Origin of the sequence: Paenibacillus sp. CF095, assembly GCF_900101225.1 — a bacterium.
GTDB lineage: Bacteria > Bacillota > Bacilli > Paenibacillales > Paenibacillaceae > Paenibacillus.
The window spans coordinates 1051473-1068151 of sequence record NZ_FMZN01000001.1 but is presented as its reverse complement, the minus strand read 5'-3'; the positions used below and the strand labels follow the sequence as shown (position 1 = coordinate 1068151).

The 16679-nt window shown below is 46.5% G+C and carries 16 protein-coding genes; all 16 read right to left on the bottom strand.

Annotated features, from left to right (window positions below; translation table 11 throughout):
• Positions 1-33: 33 nt before the first annotated feature.
• The 16 genes from BLS69_RS04810 to panB all read right to left on the bottom strand — a co-directional run bounded on the left by BLS69_RS04810 (position 34) and on the right by panB (position 16508).
• Entirely contained in the window at positions 34-486 is a 453-nt protein-coding gene (locus BLS69_RS04810; RefSeq protein ID WP_091028975.1) for a hypothetical protein, read from the bottom strand.
• The gene (locus BLS69_RS04805; RefSeq protein ID WP_235200725.1) at positions 479-979 is read right to left on the bottom strand and encodes an RNA polymerase sigma factor; all 501 of its coding nucleotides are present in this window, start codon (positions 977-979) and stop codon (positions 479-481) included. The genes BLS69_RS04810 and BLS69_RS04805 overlap by 8 nt, the downstream gene beginning before the upstream one ends.
• A 247-nt stretch (positions 980-1226) precedes the next feature.
• Positions 1227-1931 (bottom strand): DnaD domain-containing protein, encoded by a 705-nt coding sequence (locus tag BLS69_RS04800; protein ID WP_082219126.1) that lies wholly within the window; start codon positions 1929-1931, stop codon positions 1227-1229.
• Positions 1932-1951: 20 nt separating this feature from the next.
• Positions 1952-3247, bottom strand: a complete 1296-nt coding sequence (asnS, locus tag BLS69_RS04795) for an asparagine--tRNA ligase (RefSeq protein WP_017687752.1) — start codon at positions 3245-3247, stop codon at positions 1952-1954.
• Positions 3248-3348: 101 nt separating this feature from the next.
• Positions 3349-4554, bottom strand: coding sequence for an acetate/propionate family kinase (locus tag BLS69_RS04790; protein WP_036607607.1), 1206 nt, complete (start codon positions 4552-4554; stop codon positions 3349-3351).
• A complete protein-coding gene (locus tag BLS69_RS04785; protein ID WP_062835158.1) occupies positions 4551-5423 on the bottom strand; it encodes a 3-hydroxyacyl-CoA dehydrogenase family protein in 873 nt (290 codons plus the stop codon). The genes BLS69_RS04790 and BLS69_RS04785 overlap by 4 nt, the downstream gene beginning before the upstream one ends.
• 133 nt (positions 5424-5556) lie before the next feature.
• Positions 5557-7059, bottom strand: a complete 1503-nt coding sequence (locus BLS69_RS04780; RefSeq protein WP_036607609.1) for an AAA family ATPase — start codon at positions 7057-7059, stop codon at positions 5557-5559.
• On the bottom strand, positions 7052-7579 hold the full coding sequence (locus tag BLS69_RS04775; RefSeq protein ID WP_017687748.1) for a hypothetical protein: 528 nt from the start codon (positions 7577-7579) through the stop codon (positions 7052-7054). Before BLS69_RS04775 ends, BLS69_RS04780 begins: the two co-directional genes overlap by 8 nt.
• A 301-nt stretch (positions 7580-7880) precedes the next feature.
• Complete coding sequence (locus tag BLS69_RS04770; RefSeq protein WP_036607612.1) at positions 7881-8411, bottom strand: cell wall elongation regulator TseB-like domain-containing protein; 531 nt, start codon at positions 8409-8411, stop codon at positions 7881-7883.
• A gap of 39 nt (positions 8412-8450) precedes the next feature.
• Complete coding sequence (locus tag BLS69_RS04765) at positions 8451-9758, bottom strand: amidohydrolase (RefSeq protein ID WP_091028972.1); 1308 nt, start codon at positions 9756-9758, stop codon at positions 8451-8453.
• Positions 9745-10398: a redox-sensing transcriptional repressor Rex gene (locus BLS69_RS04760; protein ID WP_036607616.1), complete on the bottom strand. Its 654-nt coding sequence runs from the start codon at positions 10396-10398 to the stop codon at positions 9745-9747. The genes BLS69_RS04765 and BLS69_RS04760 overlap by 14 nt, the downstream gene beginning before the upstream one ends.
• Positions 10399-10616: 218 nt before the next feature.
• Entirely contained in the window at positions 10617-13478 is a 2862-nt protein-coding gene (gene dinG, locus BLS69_RS04755) for an ATP-dependent DNA helicase DinG (RefSeq protein WP_036607618.1), read from the bottom strand.
• A 141-nt stretch (positions 13479-13619) separates the two neighbouring features.
• Complete coding sequence (locus tag BLS69_RS04750) at positions 13620-14267, bottom strand: tetratricopeptide repeat protein (protein ID WP_036607621.1); 648 nt, start codon at positions 14265-14267, stop codon at positions 13620-13622.
• 93 nt (positions 14268-14360) lie between these two features.
• The gene (gene panD, locus BLS69_RS04745; RefSeq protein WP_017687742.1) at positions 14361-14744 is read right to left on the bottom strand and encodes an aspartate 1-decarboxylase; all 384 of its coding nucleotides are present in this window, start codon (positions 14742-14744) and stop codon (positions 14361-14363) included.
• Positions 14737-15633 carry a pantoate--beta-alanine ligase gene (gene panC, locus BLS69_RS04740; RefSeq protein ID WP_036607623.1) on the bottom strand — a complete coding sequence of 299 codons (897 nt, stop codon included), beginning with the start codon at positions 15631-15633 and terminating at the stop codon, positions 14737-14739. The genes panD and panC overlap by 8 nt, the downstream gene beginning before the upstream one ends.
• On the bottom strand, positions 15630-16508 hold the full coding sequence (gene panB / locus BLS69_RS04735; RefSeq protein WP_036607625.1) for a 3-methyl-2-oxobutanoate hydroxymethyltransferase: 879 nt from the start codon (positions 16506-16508) through the stop codon (positions 15630-15632). Before panB ends, panC begins: the two co-directional genes overlap by 4 nt.
• Positions 16509-16679 lie beyond the last annotated feature (171 nt).

Genomic DNA, 16679 nt, shown 5'->3' with positions numbered 1-16679 from the left:
GTCATCCTTTCTTTTCAGGCAATGCGAAACTATTTATGGTTTAGGCTTGAGGTTATCCAGCCATGAAGTGGCTGCCTCCGTCCATTTCTCGGTAAAAGACCCTCTGTGGTCGCCATCCTGGAACTTGTGATATGGTGCTACCTTGTCAAAAAGTCCAGACGAGAGGAAGATCAATGTCAAACAGGCTGCTACCGCGTAATGGAACACTTTATGATCAAGCCAGCGCCGGTTTCGTCCAGCACGGGATTTGCGTTGTACCTTGGGTGATTGAATGCCCTCAATCCGATGCATGACTGAATCCGCAAACCCTGTTGGGTCATGTAGCGGAGGTAGTTCCCCAAGGATACCGAGTGCTTCCAAATAACTGTCCATCGCATCCGGGTCTTCCAGCAAAAGCTGTTCCATTTGGTTCGCTTGAGTTTCACTCATATGGCCTTCAATATAATCAGTCCATTGCGCAGTGGTATATTTCTCCTGTTTACTCACGCCATTCATCCTCCTTCCAATGTTTTCGAATCCACTGCCGGGCACGATACAAGCGGGATTCCACAGTCTTCACAGCCACCTGTGCATCACTGGCAATCTGCTCATAATTTTTTTCGCTTAGATAATACGCAGTGATAATGTCACGATGCTGAGCAGGCAACTGATTAATTCGTTCGCGAAGTTTATCCTGACGCTCTTCACGAACGAGACGGGTAAGAACGTCTTCATCCCGTCCGGGAATATTGATTATTTTTTCTTCTCCACCCAGATCCTCAGCAGTTCGTCTGCCCAGCTTGCGTTTGGCATCAATCGCTTTGTGAAAGGCAATTCGGGTTAACCACGTCTTGAAACCTTCAGAACGGTAGTCGGGGAGAGACTTATACATCTGTATGAACGCCTCCTGAGCTGCATCCTGTGCTTCCTGATCGTTCCTGAGTACGGAATAGGCCACATGGTATACATGCTGGCTATATTTATCAATCAGAGTACGCATCTGGGATGTATCTCCTTGACGGATTTGTTCGATTACACGCGCTTCATCAATAACTCTCCCCTCCTCTCCAATACAATAGACGACAGCTTGTGCGTTAACCCCTGCGTGATCTATCAAATTTTTGTAAAACAAAGTGAAATCATTGCCTGAAAGGTTGATGTTGCTGATCACTCATCCAATCTATAATCCAAAAAAAACAGGCACAGAATGACTTCTGGCCTGTTTCTTGTCCCTGCCTACGCTGGAATTAACGTCCACCATTACGAAACCGCTGCGTGTACGCCTTTGCATCTTGAACGGTCTTGACACGATTGCGACTCCACTCAAGCAGAATTCGATCGATATACCGGAAATGTACTTTGCCTGCAAAAACCGCTTCCTTCAGAGCCATTAGAATCAATTCCTCTTGATAACGGTCCTGATCCAACCAGCCGGATATCGTTTCGCACTCCATTGGAGAGAGCGGACGTCCAAATTCTTTTTCAAAGATGGAGAACATGTTCCGTTCTTCCTCTTCTTTTTGAACACTGTTCGAATCTTGACGTGCTGTATTGCTACTATGCTGCTCCGCACGGAATGCGGCTACTTCTTCAGCAGTGCACGCTGCAAGTTTGGCATATAATCCATGTAAATCATATCGCTCGTACTGGATGTCCCGTTCTTCGTCACGGTGCTCGTCAATAGCAATATACCCATCCCTCATCAGACGTTGCAACATTCTGGCAATGCCTTCAGGTGCAAGTCCCATGCGCGCCGCAAGCTCTTCAAGCGTGGGAAACTCATTGAACTCTGCCTGACGGAACCCTAGCAGTTGAATCAGAAGAAGCACTTCTGCATCTGATAGACCAAGCTGGTGATAAAAACGTAACAAGGCATACGGCAGATGGGCTGTACCCGAAGTCATGCCATAAGCTGCTCCATCCAACCAAGCTTTGGATGTGGTGTCTTCCATAGACGCTCCTCGGTTAAGCATTAAGGGTACAGACGATAGAGCATACGTGGGAATGCGATTGTTTCACGTACATGATCCAATCCACAGATCCATGCTACCGTCCGCTCCAATCCCAGACCGAAACCGGAGTGAGGAACCGATCCGTATTTACGCAAATCCAGATACCATTGGTAAGCTTCATCCGAGAGATTGTGCTCCTCAAAACGTTGTTGCATCAATTCCGGATCATCGATACGCTGCGAACCGCCAATAATCTCTCCGTAGCCTTCTGGTGCAATCATATCAGCACAGAGAACAACTTCTGGACGATTCGGATCTGGTTTCATGTAGAATGCCTTGATTCCAGCAGGGTAATGCGTGATAAAGACGGGTGTATTGTACTTCTCAGCAATTGCTGTTTCGTGCGGTGCACCAAAGTCTTCTCCCCAAGGAATATCAAAGCCTTGTCCATGCAGGAATTCAATCGCTTCATCATACGTAATTCGTGGGAATGGAGCTACGATGCCTTCGAGTTTGGATACGTCACGACCGATAGATTCCAGTTCTGCACGGCAGTTTTTCACCACGGATTGAACGACATGAGCAATAAATTTCTCTTGTACGCGCAGACTTTCCTCGTGATCTACAAATGCCATTTCCGGCTCAATCATCCAGAACTCAATCAAGTGACGACGTGTTTTGGACTTCTCTGCGCGGAATGTTGGACCGAAGGAATATACCTTGCCCAGCGCCATGGCTGCGGCTTCCATATACAATTGACCACTTTGTGTCAGATAAGCATCTTCATCAAAGTATTTGATGTGGAACAGGTTCGTTGTTCCTTCCGCAGACGATGGTGTCAAAATCGGAGGATCAACTTGTGTGAATCCGTTACCATCAAAGAACTGTTGAACAGCGCGAATAATCTCTGCACGAATCACCATAACCGCACGTTGCTTCGTAGAACGAAGCCACAGATGACGATGGTCCATCAAGAAATCAACACCATGCTCTTTAGGCGTAATTGGATAGTTTTCAGTCAGGTGAATGATCTCAACCCCTGTAACAGTCATCTCGTAACCGGACGCACTGCGAGGTTCTTCACGAATAATACCTGTAACATACAAAGAGCTTTCTTGAGTCAGGCTCTTGGCATTGTTCCAGATTTCTTCACTAACTTCACTTTTTACAACAACCCCTTGGATATATCCGGTTCCATCACGCAGCTGTAAAAACTGAATTTTACCGCTGGAACGTTTGTTGTTAATCCAGGCACCGATTGTTACGGTTTCGCCCACATGCTCGTTCACATTACGAATTACACAATTCGTATTCATGCCCATATCTCCCCTTGGTTCCTGAATTTGAAAATGCAGCGGGCAGGCTTATGCCTGTCCTCTGCACTTCCTTGTCATTCTATATTTACTTTACAGTTAGATTACTGAGAATTCAATACGATTCGGTGTGTATCACGTGCAATTACCAATTCTTCGTTAGTTGGCACAACGAGAACTTCCACTTTGGAATTCGCTGTTGTGATCCGGCGCGGTTCGCCAGAACGAATGGCATTCAACGCTTCATCCAGTTCAACACCCAGATAAGTGAGCTGCTCACATACTTTTTGGCGAAGTACAACAGAGTTCTCACCTACACCAGCCGTAAAGACGATCACGTCTACACCGTTCATTGCAGCTGCATATGAACCGATGTATTTACGCAGACGGTATTCGTACATCTCAAAAGCAAGCGTGGAGTTGGCATCGCCATTCTCCATACCTTCCGTAATCTCACGCATGTCACTGCTGATTCCGGAGATCGCAAGCAATCCACTGTGTTTGTTCAACATGGAGTTCACTTCGCTTACGCTCAGTTCTTCCTTGTTCATTACATAAGGTACGATGGCTGGGTCAAGGTCACCAGAACGCGTTCCCATCATCAGTCCTTCAAGCGGAGTCATACCCATCGAAGTATCCACGGATACGCCACCTTTAACTGCTGTTACACTACCACCGTTACCGACGTGACAAGTGATAATTTTCAAATCTTCCACTGGACGATCCAAGTATTCAGCAGCTGCCTTGCTTACGAAATCATGGGAAGTACCATGTGCGCCGTAGCGACGTACTTTATATTTTTTGTAAAGTACACGCGGAATGGCATACAGATAAGCTTTTTCAGGCATCGTCTGATGGAACGCTGTATCGAAGACCATAACCTGTGGCACACCAGGCATATTGGCTTCAGCCGCACGAATACCCATCATTGCTGCCGGGTTATGAAGAGGAGCCAAGTCGAACAAACGACGAATTTCAGCTTTGGCAGCATCATCTACCAATGCAGATTCTTTAAATGCTTCACCACCGTGAACAACACGGTGTCCAACAGCTTGAATTTCACTTACAGAATCCAGTACACCATTTTCTTTGTGAGTCAAAATATCAATGACTTTACGGATCGCTGTTGTATGTTCCAGAATTTCACTAACTTCTGTAACATCCTCACGGCCTGTTGGTTTGTGCGTCAGAATGGAGGAATCCATTCCGATCCGCTCTACCAGACCTTTAGCCAGGACAGATTCGTCAGTCATATTATACAGTTGATATTTGAGCGAGGAACTCCCCGCATTAATTACGAGTACTTTCACAGTCGGTCACCATCCTTGTCGTACTTGAAGAATCCTTCGCCTGTTTTGACACCCAGGTGTCCTGCACGCACCATTTTCTTCAGGACCGTGGAAGGACGATATTTCAATTCTCCGAATTCACGGAACATTCTTTCGAGCGCAGCTTCAACAGAATCCAATCCGAAACGGTCAGCCATTTCGAGTGGTCCATGTTGGAAGTTGTATCCGATACGCATTGCATCATCGATATCTTCAGCAGATGCAACACCTTCTTGCAATACATGCAACGCTTCGTTAATCAACAGGCAGATCAAACGGGAAGTTACGAATCCAGGGGATTCATAGATCATGACTCCTTTTTTGTCCGCTACTTCTTCAACAAAACGTCTGGTCTCTTCGAAAGTTGTATCCGAAGTTTTCAGTCCACGAATAATCTCTACAAGATCAACCCGGGATACCGGGTGAATAAAGTGCATACCAATAACACGCTCTGGGTATTTGGTCGAGCTTGCAAGCTCGGTCAAACTCAGCGTGGATGTATTACTTGCCAGAATGACATTGCTTGGACAAACTTGGTCCAGTTGGCTGAATACTGCTTTTTTCGCATCCAGATCTTCTGAAATCGTCTCAATGACCATGTCGCAAGTTCCAAGTTCAGCTAAATGAGCTACCTTGGTAATGCGGGAAAGAATCAACTTCTTCTCCGCTTTTGTAATCGCCCATTTCTCCAGTTGTTTATCCAGATTGGTTTCGATCATGTCATATGCATGATCCAGCTTTTGTGTTGTATGCTCCACGAGAAGCACATCAAGTCCTTTGGCTGCGAGCATCTGGGAAATACCTTGCCCCATCGTACCGCCGCCGACAACTCCTATTTTTTTGAAAAACATGGTTCTGCTCCATCCTTTCGGTTCTCTATTTCTCTATTGTACCCTGTTCGCCGAAAATTACAAATTTCGACCCAACATATAATAATATCTTAGCACGAGTGAAATGTAAAAAAAAATAACCAGCATAAATAAATTATGCTGGTAGAAGGGCACTGTCACGAAATTGACAACGAAATTGTTCGCCAGACAAAACTTCCTCACGAATCAAGATGTCGAGTGAATTGTCGAAAATTGTCCGTTGTTCTTCAAGCAACCGCTTTGTCTGTTCCATCAGTTCTTGCAGAATTAATTTATTCTCTCGCATCAGTTCCTCGGTTGTGACCATATCCATGTTCACAATCCCAAGTGAAGTCAACCCCGAAGCCATCATGGTCTGTACCACATTGGTTGCCTGATCAAAGTCATTGCGTGACCCTGTGGAACGACCACCGTAGTACATTTCCTCCGCAGCTGCTCCTCCGAGTGCAATCATAATCTGCTCTTCCAGGAAGCGCTTCGTATAGAGGAACTGTTCCTGTTGCGGGTTATGACGTACATATCCCAGCGCCTGTCCACGCGGACTAAGTGCCACCTGACTAACACTGCCTGGACGAACAAGTTCTGCCATAATGGCATGTCCCAATTCATGAATGGCGACCCTTTTCTTCTCTTCCACACTGGACTCACGGTCTGTCTTCTCACCCATCATGACTTTATCAATAGCTAGGGACAAGTGCCGCTGTTCGATGTTCAACAGCCCGTCCCGCATGGCGTATATTGCTGCTTCGTTCATCACACTTTCGAGCTGTGCACCGGAGAAACCATACGATTCTTCAGCTGTTTTCTCCAGATTAACTTCCTTCATCAGAGGTTTATTCACCGCATGCAGTTCCAGAATATGCTTTCTGCCCTTTTTGTCAGGCAAGTCCACTTGAATGTGGCGGTCAAAACGTCCCGGTCGCGTCAGGGCGCTATCCAGCATCTCTTTGCGGTTTGTTGCAGCGATAACAAGGATTCTTGGCGTATCAGAAGAATAGATTCCATCCATTTCAGTCAGGAGTTGATTCAAGGTCTGATCATATTCACGCTGTTGACCACCTTCACGTTTACCCCCAATGACATCAATTTCATCGATAAAGATAATAGCGTTTTCCTTATTTTCCTTGGTGGCACGGGTTCTTGCGTCCTTGAACAAATCCCGAATTCTGCTGGCACCCACACCAACATACATTTCCACGAACTCACTACCCGATGCTGCTACAAAAACAGAATCGGTGTAATGGGCAGCAGCCTTGGCCATCAACGTTTTCCCTGTCCCTGGAGGGCCCGTCAGCAAGATCCCTTTTAACGGACGAATCCCGAACTTCCGAATTTCTTCATGTTTGATGAGAAAGTCAAGCGCTTCACGCAATTCCTGCTTGGCACTGTCCTGTCCGCCAATTTCTTCAAAAGTAAGCTTGGAAGGTCCTTTTTTCTTCCGTTTACGTTCCTGTGCAGCGCCTACTGTAATTCCGCCACGCATTTGCATCATGAACAGCAAAGCTCCGACAAACACCGCTGCAATCAGAATCGGAACAATATTAACACCAGTAAAAGCAAGAAAAATAATCAATACGGGAAAAAATCCGATGGCAACTTCTTTTGTCCACTTAGGCATTAGGCCACACTCCTATCTGACCGGGCACACGCGGCAGAATAATAAACTTGCTGGCATCTCCGTCTCTGAGACTGACATATACATTGTTGTCATCCATCGCTGTATTTACCTTAATTCCATTCGTCGCCATCTTTGACAACGTTGGTGTAATCTCGGTGTATTGCTTGTTCTCCATCGCCTGAGCTACGGTAAACATCGCATCACCCCACCAACTTTCCAGTGCTTCACTGGAATGATCCACAACATCCAACTTTAGTGAACGTGTTCCAATTAACGTCTGTCCTTCTTTGTGAATATATTGTACCAGTCTGCCCAAATCAACATCAGGTTGCAGATCCAGTTTCAATTGTACGTCATTGCGGTTAATAGTTAATTGAACGTCATTGACTCCATCGTACTGGGTAACCATCTTTTCAATCGGATTCTGCACGGCCACCTGACGATATACAAACCAACCTCCAAACAACACAACGGCTGAAATGACGGCAGTTAAAGCAATAGGCAATACTTTTAGCTTCAAGTGAATTACCCCTCCCAGATTTTGGCCTAACCTACTGGCTTATTGGTATATACGAATATGTGCACATTGACTCCTGCGAGAATTTCGACAGGATTATTTGTTTTTGAATGTAACTTTGAGTACATATCTGAGTATATCACATCGTATATACATTTTCGAAGGCGAAAATATGAATAAATTATTAATTTTAACTATTTAAATCAAAAATGTTTACAGACAACACAAAGAACCGGTTCAGTCGGATTTCCGTCTGCCGGTTCTTTCATTTCTCTAATTCTCTAGTTATGTCACTCTATTTGTTCTAGCTGTTCGGGAGTGTGTAGACCAGGTCCACCTGTTCTCCGTTGCTAAAACGATAAAAGCGATAGTGGTTATGCGTACCGTCTTTATAATACACTTGCCACACATATATTCCATTCACAACTCCGGGCATGATTCGCTTAATCTCGCCGGCAGGAACTTCAGAACTGAAGCGATTGCGGATCTGCGCTTCGGACATGCCATTCTGCAGCAGCTCACTGTGTACAGCGTTTGCACCCTTAGCCGGTTGATTGTTTGCATCGAATTTAACCCAGACCATAACATCCTGGTTATCCTTATTTTTACCGATCAGTGTCCAGTAGATGTTGTCAGAGCCTTCTTTGTCTCCCCAGATGTACTTGCGCAATTCATCATAGGATGTAATGCCCAGTTGCTTCTGTGCTGCTTGTATGGCGAGCGCTTCTTCCTTACGTTGGTCCTGTGTGACATAGACGTAATAACGCTGAAGTCCAAACAGAATCAGAACCAGTGCAAGCAGCGAAATCCATATCCACTTCTTTTTTTTCTTCAAAAGCCGAACTTCCTTTCCCTATGATGCTCTGTCCTGCAATTAACGAGCAAGCAGACCATCAAATGCCAATTGAGACTCACGCAAAATGCGCTCTTCATCCAGCGTCAGACATTCGCCGTGTTTCACCACTTGTTTCCCATCCACCCATACGTGCTCTACATCTTTGGCAGAAGCCGAGTAGATGGTATGCGAGATCAGGTCTGTATGTGGATAGAAATGTGCCTGTTCAATGTCCAAAGCGATAAAATCAGCCTTCATGCCAACCTGGAGTGCTCCGGTATTGTTCAAGAAGATGGATTTGGCACCGTATGACGTTCCGAGGAGTAACGCTTCGCCTGCTGGCACTGCCGTCGGGTCACCAGATACACCTTTGTGGATCAATGCAGCCAGTCTCATTTCCTCGAACATATCCAGGTTGTTGTTGCTTGCCGGTCCGTCTGTTCCGAGTGACACGGTAACTCCTGCTTTCAGTAACGCAGGAACCCGCGCAACACCGGAAGCGAGTTTCAGGTTACTTCCCGGGTTATGGGATACAGCCACATCATGACGGGCCAAAATTTCAATCTCTTCGTCATTCAGATGCACCGCATGTGCAACCAGGGATGGACGGGAGAAAAAGCCCAGTTTCTCCAGATGTGCCACAGGACGCAGTCCATAATCAGCCACGTTCTGCTCCACTTCACGAAGCGTTTCAGACATATGTGTATGGAGAGGAAGGTTCAGGTCGTTCGCAACCTGCACAAGCTTCTCTATGTAGTCAGGAGGGCATGTATATGGTGCATGTGGCGAGATTACGGTTGTAATGCGACCATCTGCCTGTCCATTCCACTCACGTGCAAACGCTGCCGACTCCTCCAGCTTCCGCAGTTGCTCTTCTTCCGAGCACAGCCCGATTACACCACGTGCCAGTGCTGCTCTAACGCCTGATTGCTCCACAACTTTGGCAACTTGATCCATGTGATCGTACATGTCCAGGAAAGCTGTAGTTCCGCCTTTCAACATTTCAAGCACCGATAGGGAAGTTCCCCAATATACATCTTCTGAAGTCATTTTCGCTTCCATCGGCCACATTTTTTCCTGCAACCATACTTGCAACGCAAGATCGTCTCCGTGCCCTCTGAGCAACGACATTGCTGCATGACCATGCGTATTGATCAGACCCGGCAGGAAGAACAGTCCTTTTCCATCCACTTTGGTACAATTTTTGTCTCCATCCGGCAATGTCTCACCAATATGCACAATCTTGTCATCCTCGACAACCATGTATCCTTGAACCACGTTCCATGTTGTGCCGCCTTCATTAACGGCAAATTTGCCGTTGTGAATTACCCATCTATTTGTTGTCATCTTCCTCGTCGTCCTTTCCAGTCTCCAAGTAATAGGCCAAACTAAGCAGATCCGTTGTAAAGTCAGCATGGTGAATGCGGATATGCGGCGGTGTTTTTAGAATTGTTGGTGCAAAATTAAGGATCGCTTCAATTCCTGATTCAATAAGCTGATCCGCAACATTTTGGGCTTCCGTATCCGGAACCGTGATAATACCGATGCGGATGTTTTCCGTTTTAACCGCTTCCGTCAATTCATTCATTGGTTTTACCGTCAAACTGTTGATTTGGCTACCAATTTTCGGTCCATATGCATCAAATACAGCAACAATCTTCATGTTGTCTTTCAGATATGCGTTGTAGTTGGACAAGGCTTGACCGAGATTACCCGCGCCTACCAGAGCTACATTAATTTGCTGATCGATTTTGAGAATGTGACGAATTTTCTCAATCAAATAAGATACATCATACCCGATCCCTTTACGACCAAAATCACCGAAGTAAGCCAGGTCTTTACGAATTTGGGCCGGATTCAGATCCAGCCTCTGTCCAAGCTCTTGAGAAGAAACAGTAGCCACCTCACGCTGATGCAACTCGTTCAAATAACGCAAGTATACAGGCAGACGGCGTACCACCGCTTCCGAAATTTTATCCGATTTCATTCTTGCTCCCCCTTACCAAGGCCACGATAAAATAATAGATGAAAAGATGAGCATCCTGTATAAACTCAAAGATAAACGTGACATTTTATACAGAATGCTCCTTGTAATTTAGGTTATAAGTTCTTACGTGCAACTGCTTTAATCGGATACGGAAATATCTAATAAAGTTTAACGCCAAACGATAGTGTCATGCAATGATATAACGAACAAAACAACCATTATTTTTGTTCATTAGCAGGTTTTTCCAACCACTCGGTAATTCGTGGAACCATCTGCTCCGTGAGCATGTGTTCCATTTTGGGACCAGGTAAAGAATATAAAAAGAATTTACCATAGTACGCTTCAATCACCCGTGTATCATAAACAATGACAATTCCTCTGTCCTTCGCTGTACGCACCAACCGGCCAAATCCCTGCTTGAAACGAATGACCGCTTGCGGCACGGACAGTTTCATGAACGGATTTTTCTTCTGTTCCTGAAGCAGCTCACTCTTGGCTTCCACCAACGGATGATTCGGTGGCTGGAAAGGCAGTCGCACAATAGCGAGACAGGTTAGCGCCTCTCCCGGGATATCTACACCCTCCCAGAAGCTGCTTGTACCCAGAAGTACCGTAGCTTTGGCATCTTGGAACCTGCGAGTCAGCTTGGAGCGGCTTCCACTGTCAACGCCTTGCCCAAGCAACGAGATGTCGTTACCAGACAGTGCTTCCTTCAGCGGATCATAGACCTGTCGCAACATCTTGTATGAAGTAAACAGAACCATCATGCGTCCACGCGTGGCAATTGCCGTCTCTGCGAGTGATCGCACCAGCATATTAACAAAGTGCGCATCACCCACACTGCCCTTCACACTCGGGAAATCACGCGGAATCACCAGAAGTGCCTGATCGCGATAGTTGAAAGGTGATGGCAGCATCGAAGTTAACAACCGATTATTCTCGGAAGCTTCCTGCAAGCCAAGTTGTTCAATCATGAACTGGAATGACTTATCTACCGAAAGCGTAGCCGATGTAAGTACAACACTTTTCTTTTTATCAAAAAATAAATCCTTAAGTTGTGCACTGACATCTACAGGTACAGCATACAGCTGAAGAGATTTACTTCGGAACTGACCACTGGCTTCCATCCAGTACACCGTTTTGGCATCATCCATACGCATGAAGAAACGTAGATTCTCCTTCAATGTGGTCAGATCTTTCAGCAATCCTGTAATGTCCGTGATCAGACTATCCGATTGATAATCATCCTGATCCTCTTTCACCTCAAGCAGCAATTTGTCCCCTTTGCGAACCAAATCGCCCAGAGTCACATAGATCTGGTTCTCCAGATCCTGCAACTCCTGCCATTTTGCAGGTTTCTGAGAAGCTTTCAGACGCAGTGAAAATTGCCCCGTCTCTCCCGGTGAAGCATCACTTCGTTCAGGCAACAAACCGAACAAGGCATCGCTCATACGATCCCACAGTTCCTTGACCTCAACAGCCAGCGGGAACATCTGATCCACCATGGAGCCCCATTGAACCGAATTTTCATGCCCGGATAACTGGGAACGAAGCATAGGCAGCTGACCATTACGACTGTCTTTAAACAGGCGGGTCAGTGTATGAACCAAGGTGAAATATTTCATATGCATTCCAAGATGTTTACCAGCGACATCCTCCAAATGATGTGCCTCATCGATCACAAGACTCTCATAGGCTGGCAGCAGCTGATGCGCGGCTTTCACATCCGTAAATAATTTGGAGTGATTGGTGATTACAATATCAGACAACCCGGCCTCATGTTTGGCACGATGGTAGAAACATTTGCGGAACCATGGACATGATCTTCCCAGACAGGACTCGGATTCGCTCTGTACCGTCTCCCAGAAGTCCCCTCCGCGTCCGCTAAGGTTAAGTTCCTCATCATCTCCGGTTTCGGTCTGCGTGAGCCAGACAATCATCTGAGCAGCTGTGAAATAATCCTCTTTGGGTGTAGCGAATTCACGTTTATTGATTTTGTGTTCAAATTTGCGCAGGCACAGGTAATGTCCACGTCCTTTGAATACAGCAGCCTTAAACGGGAACGGAACCACTTGAGTCAGCATCGGAATGTCCCGCTCTCTCAATTGCTCCTGCAGATTGATCGTATGCGTGCTGACCATAACTTTCTGTTCCTGCTTCACACTTTCGTAAATAGCAGGCAAGAGATAACCCAGAGATTTACCGGTGCCTGTTCCTGCTTCGATCAAGAGATGTTTCTCTTCATCCAGGGCTTGCCTTACACTGCTGAACATCTGAGTCTGCGCTTCACGCTCTTCGTAATGATCCAGCGTATCCTTCAGGTTCTCCCGAACCTGGTCCATAAACTGTTCGAAGCTTACACCATCAAGGGGGTTAGCCTCCCGCTCATCGCGTGGTGCACCAATATCGGTCCAATCACTTACATTAAGAGCAAGCTGACGATAATAGGTATGTCCGTCCAGATCCTGAATCGGCTCTGCTTCCTTCTCACTGCGCATTCCGTCCAAGAACCAGCCCAAGTCACTGTCTTCTGGTGCAAACAGGTCACTGAGGCGCTGAATCGTTATGAGCGGTAATTCCTTTAACTCATCCAGGCACTTGAGCAGCACATAGGCTGTCGCCAGTGCATCACTGTCTGCCTGGTGAGGGCGATCATGTTGAAATCCAAATTCGGAAGACACATAACCGAGTTGATAAGAACCCAGTGATGGGAATGTGATCTTCAGAAAATCAATCGTGTCCAGAATGCGGCCAGTGAACGGCAAATAACCGCAACGGTCAAGAGCATTCTGCAAAAAGTGAAAATCAAAAGCGACGTTGTGTCCAACAAGCACCACATCATTAAGTAGCGGAACCATCTCCATCATCATCTCTTCGAGTGAAGGAGCGTCCGCGACATCTGCATCGGTAATACCCGTCAACCCCGAAATAAACGGGGGAATCGGTACACCAGGGTTCACATAAGAACTATATATTTGAGTTATGCTGTAGTCATGATCTATGATGGCAAGTCCGGCCTGTATAATCTCACCGTCGGACTGCGTGCCGGTTGTTTCGAAATCCAATACGGCAAATTTCATTGCAATGTACGGTCCCTTCCATTCCAGTCTATGTTACAGCATAGCAAAAAAAAGGGGATTTGAAAATTAACTGACAAAAAAGCGGTGTCCCCGCCGCTATGCCAAAGGAGGGAACACCGTTTTTTGTCGCCGAATTCCCGCTTAATGAAGGGTCGTCAGCTGATTAGCATATTGCAATTTTCCCCTGTTCAACCTGCAAGCTTCCATGTTGTACAGTGGTTCGGTCAATGTCGGGTCATACTGAAGGGCCTGTGCAAAGAGTGAACATGCAGCTTCGGGATTCGCAAGCTTGGCTTGAATACAGCCCAGGGCGTTACATACAAGCCCTTTCAAGCGAGGTGAACCCTTAAGGTACATGATCTGCTGCAAATGTGTCCCGGCTTCCGCCATTTGTTCCAAATTCAGATACGCGAGCGCCAGGTAAAAACGAGTCAATGCACTCTCCGGATGATCGGTCACAACCCGGGAGAACTGCATTATCGCCTGCGGATACATCTGTAATTTGAAATAGCCCTGACCTCGACTGAAACATTCCAGATGGAGTTCAGGCAGAGCGGTAACAGCTTCCTGTTCCGGTTCAAGGGAAGCAGGCTTATCCATCTCCCGCTCCCTCACCTGGCTCATTTTTTCTTCAAACATCAGCCATTCATCCAGCATTCCGTCACTCATCCGCTTAAGCAAGTTCCACTTTTGCAGCAATTCCTGTTTGTTCAGGCCTTCAGCGGAAGGATAGCTCTTGATAATTTCATCTAACATGTCGTTCATTTCTGCGAAAACATGCTGGAACATCGATGCATCCCCACCCTTGAAAAAATGGATTAGTGCAGTGACCTGTACTCATTTTTTGCTTCAAGGGCCGATTTCATTCTCCTTACCAGTCGATTACATAATTGTTGCGTGGACTTCCTGTTTCATCGTTTGTACAGGTTTATTCTGTCCATCTACAAATACAACGGTTGGTTTGTGAGTATTTGCCTCTTCTTGCGACATCATGGCGTAAGAAATGATAATGACGTTATCTCCAGGCTGCACCAGACGTGCAGCTGCCCCGTTAAGACATATGACCCCGCTTCCGCGTGGTCCTGGAATCACATAAGTTTCCAGACGTGCACCATTGTTGTTGTTCACAATTTGCACTTTTTCGTTTTCCATCAAGTCGGATGTTTCCATCAAGTCTTCATCTATGGTAATGCTACCCACATAGTTCAAGTTGGCTTCCGTTACCGTAGCCCGGTGAATTTTGGATTTCATCAGTGTTCTAAACATGGGACAGTACCTCCGATTTTTGCAACCTTATATTGTCAATCAATCTTGTTTTTCCGAATTTCACCGCAAGTGCGATGAGCAGATCATCACGTCCTTGAACTTCCTCCTGATCTGCGAGTGGCTCCAGACTTGGAAAAGCCTGAATCTCGGCGTAGTCGATAACGGCAAGCGGTGAGCTTGCAATCTGCTCGCGCAGAATACGACGGATATCTGCGGCGTTTGTAGCTGCACCTGTATCTGCGGCATCCTGAGCTGCACGCAGTGCCTTCGACAGAACTAACGCCTGTGTACGCTGTTCAGCGCTAAGATAGACATTACGTGAACTGAGGGCAAGACCATCCTCTTCGCGAACAATCGGACAAGGTACAATCTCTACAGGCATATTCAAATCATTCACCATCTGTTGAATGACCGCAACCTGCTGAGCGTCTTTCATTCCAAAAAATGCACGCTGCGGCTGTACGATGTTGAAGAGCTTGGAGACTACAGTTGTTACTCCGTCAAAATGTCCTGGACGTGAAGCGCCACATAGGCGCTCCGTCAGTTTTGAGACAGATACCGTCGTTTGCGTTGCCTGTGGATACATCTCTTCAACAGAGGGAATAAATACGATATCCACTCCTTGTGAACGTGCTGTTTCCACATCTCTGGCTTCATCCCGCGGATAACTGTCAAAATCTTCATTAGGGCCAAATTGAATCGGATTAACGAATATGCTTAATACCACGATATCGCTCTGTTGTCTGGCTGCCTGCATCAAGCTTGCATGACCTTGATGAAGATAACCCATTGTCGGTACCAGACCTACAACGGACGCACTGGACCGAATCGCTTGACGCTTCAAGCTTAGTTCCTGTCTTAACTCTGCGATTGTCCGTAATACTTTCATGAGTTACTCCCCACCTTCTCCTTGCGTTGTCCGCCGTACAGTTGATCCAGAACACCATCCGCAGCATTAAATACATGCTCTTCGGCCGGGAACGAACGATCTTTAACTTCTTTCACGTAAGCTTCGATGCTCGTTCTGATTAATGTACCCACATCTCCATAGGTTTTGACAAATCGTTTGGGCGTATACGGAGAGGCGTATTGAACCACATCGTGGAATACCAGTACCTGACCATCACAGCCTCGACCTGCTCCAATTCCAATGGTAGGGATGGACAGTTCCTCCGAGATCGCCCGTGCAACTTCTTCCGTAACCAGTTCAAGCACGATACCAAACGCACCAGCAGCTTCCAGGGCTTTGGCTTCGTCCATTAGACGTTTCGCATCCGCTGCATCCTTGCCCTGAATGCGGTAACCACCAATCTGATTAACCGATTGAGGTGTCAGTCCGATATGCCCAAGAACAGGTACGCCTGCTTGCACGACTGCTCTAACGGTGTCCGCAATCTCGACTCCGCCTTCCATTTTAACCGCATGGGCATGCCCCTCTTGCATCAGTCGACGTACACCCTTAAGCGTCTCATCCACGCTGCCATGATAGGTCATAAAAGGCATATCAGCCACAATAAACGTCTTCTCAGCACCGCGCACTACGGAACGTGTGTGGTAAACCATGTCGTCGATGGTCACCGGAAGCGTAGAATTATAACCCAGTACTACATTGCCAAGTGAATCGCCAACCAGGATCAGATCGATACCTGCTTCCTCTGCGAGGAGCGCTGTTGGATAATCGTAAGCCGTAATCATACTAAGCGGCACGCCATCCTGCTTATATTTTTTCATTTTCACAATATTCAACGCTTGTTTGTTCGCCATTTTCTCTCATGGCTCCTTTCTTCTTTTCAAATAAACGCAACAAAAAAACCTTTTAGTTTTCCACTAAAAAGTCCCGAAAAGTCAAAAAAGAGTCACTTGCGATCGTCCCTTCTGTCTCGGTCCTCTTCGGCTCAGAGCAGAATCCAACAACTCACTTAAACGTATTTCATT